Source organism: Acinetobacter sp. AG1, from assembly GCF_001005525.1.
Lineage (GTDB): Bacteria > Pseudomonadota > Gammaproteobacteria > Pseudomonadales > Moraxellaceae > Acinetobacter > Acinetobacter modestus.
In genome coordinates this window covers 1-2,285 of sequence record NZ_LBMZ01000023.1, presented here as the reverse complement: position 1 = coordinate 2,285, position 2,285 = coordinate 1, and the positions used below count along the sequence as shown (strand labels likewise).

General features: G+C 40.9%; 2 protein-coding genes. One reads left to right on the top strand and one right to left on the bottom strand.

The genetic code is table 11. The annotated features are described in order from the left end of the window. Positions 1 to 169 precede the first annotated feature (169 nt). Complete coding sequence (locus AAV96_RS00210; RefSeq protein ID WP_046737851.1) at positions 170 to 1,258, top strand: LLM class flavin-dependent oxidoreductase; 1,089 nt, start codon at positions 170 to 172, stop codon at positions 1,256 to 1,258. Between the two features lie 93 nt (positions 1,259 to 1,351). Here the strand turns inward: AAV96_RS00210 and AAV96_RS00205 are convergent. Next, a partial coding sequence (locus AAV96_RS00205; RefSeq protein ID WP_046737850.1) for a lipase family protein occupies positions 1,352 to 2,285 on the bottom strand: 934 nt, incomplete at its 5' end.

The following is a 2,285-nucleotide window of genomic DNA, read 5'->3' as shown; positions in this document are numbered from 1 at the left end:
TATATTTCTATTTTTATGATATGTTGTTTTTAAAACATTATGCTTTAGTATTGATCAAATACAAACACCTTTTAAATAATAAAATTTGAAAACCCCTCATTTATAAAGCCTCAGCAATTGGCATTTATTTTGCTCTTTTATATTAAATATACAAAGTAGGTTGAGTAAAATGAGTATCGAATTTGTTGGTATGGTTTTTCCAAATCAATGGTCAGAAACTAAAGGAACACGAATTGGTCATAAAATAGACATCGACTATCTACGTTATCATGCACGGGCACATGAATATGCTGGTTTTGATAAAGTCTTAATTGCTAGCGGACCAAGCAGCCCAGATAGTACACAAATTGCAGCTTATCTGGCACAGCATACTGAGCAACTCGGGTTTATGATTGCCCATCGTCCCGCGCTTGTAACACCAAATCTAGCTGCACGTTCTTTTGCGACACTTGACCATACGACAGGCGGTGGAAGAATCCGTTTACATGCAATTACGGGAATTACAGCTGAGCCTCAAGAAGGCGATTATATTGTTGATAAAATTCAACGTTATGAACGGACGGGTGAATATTTAGATATTATTCAGAAACTCTGGAAAAGCGATCAACCTATTAGTTATGAAGGTAAGTACTTTAAGCTAGAAAATGCTTTTTGCCCGTTAAAGCCAGTTAACGAAACAATCCCGATTTCATTCGGTGGCTCATCCGATATTGCTTATGATATTGCAGTTCGCCATGCAGACCTGTATTCACTATGGGGGGAACCACTGGCTGGAGTAAAAGAGCAAATTAATAAATTGAAGCTGGCAGCAGAACACGCCAATAAACCGCAGCCACCTGTTAGCTTATCCGTACGCCTTATTATTGGCCCAACCGAAGAACTTGCTTGGCAGCGTGCAGAACAGATACTTGCAGATATTCAAAACAATCCAACTTTTCAGAATAACGGCACATTGTCAGGGCACAAAATCAAAGGAATTGGTTCACAACGCTTATTGGCAGCAGCCCAACAAGGTGATCGACATGATCGTGCCTTATGGATGCCCACAGCAACTGCTGTAGGAGCTTATGGTGATACCACTGCCTTGGTTGGTACACCAGATACCATTATTGCGGCATTACTCGATTATGTAGATTTAGGCGTTACCACCTTTTTAAATCGAGGCTACGATCCGATCTATGATACGGTCGATTATGGCCGCTATATCATCCCTGCTGTACGTGAAGAGGCTGCAAAAAGATTAAAGCGCATCGCTTAAACATTTAAAGTATAAAGCCGCTCTGCAATATCTTTGAAGAGTGGCTTTTTAAAATAAAGATTTTCTTTAGTGAGAAAATCTTTATGTCATCTTTTATTGTAAGTCAGGCTTACAAATAGCCTGAACTTTCTCTCCCGCAATCACCTTTTTAGCAAATGGAATCGAATCTTGTAATGAAGCATTAACGGTCTCGCTATGCCCTAAGCCATGATACAAATGGCCTTCAACCACGGTACCCGCTTTACACGCATCGGCCACTAGCTTCATTTGAGATCGAGCATCAGGGGTGCGGTCGTTTGCCCCTGTTCCGATAAATAGTGGGTGACTGATTTTTAATGTCGGATAATAACCATAATCATTCGATTGTTTCTGTTGCAGCTTTTTATAGTTTGCAGGTGGATTAGGTTTATACGCTTGTGCTGGCGAAAGACCCGCAGATTGAATATCCCCCATAAAGCTTGTTAAGCACGCATTTCTTGCTTGTTCAACTAAAGGTGCTGCTTCAGGCGTAAAAATATCTTCTGTTTTTATTTCTGGATATAAACTTTGCGTCACTAAAAAACTATAGATACCATAAGCAAGCGACGGACTGACTTCATAAGGATTTAACTTTAGCTGATTTTTTTCAGGGCTCGCCTCAGGATCTTGATAAATCACGCCTGTACCAATTGAACCTTTAATATTTAAGTCAGGTGCATACGTAGCCGAATAGGAAGAAGCCGAAACAGCGCCAGCGCCTCCTTGAGATTGACCAACAATTACAAACTTATTTGCAAGTGGTAATTTTGCTTTTAGAGCAGCTCTACCACTATCTAAAATACTATAGGCCAGCATGGGGTTATTGATTAACAAATGCGGCCCAGCAACACCTAGACCTTCATAATCTGTCGCGACGACAGCAAATCCTTCTTTCAGCCAACGATTTAGATATTGTACATCTCGATATGATCGTCCACTCCAAGACGGCGCACAGGCATCGGCCAAACCGACAGTCCCATGTGCCCATAACACCACTGGCCAACCTTCT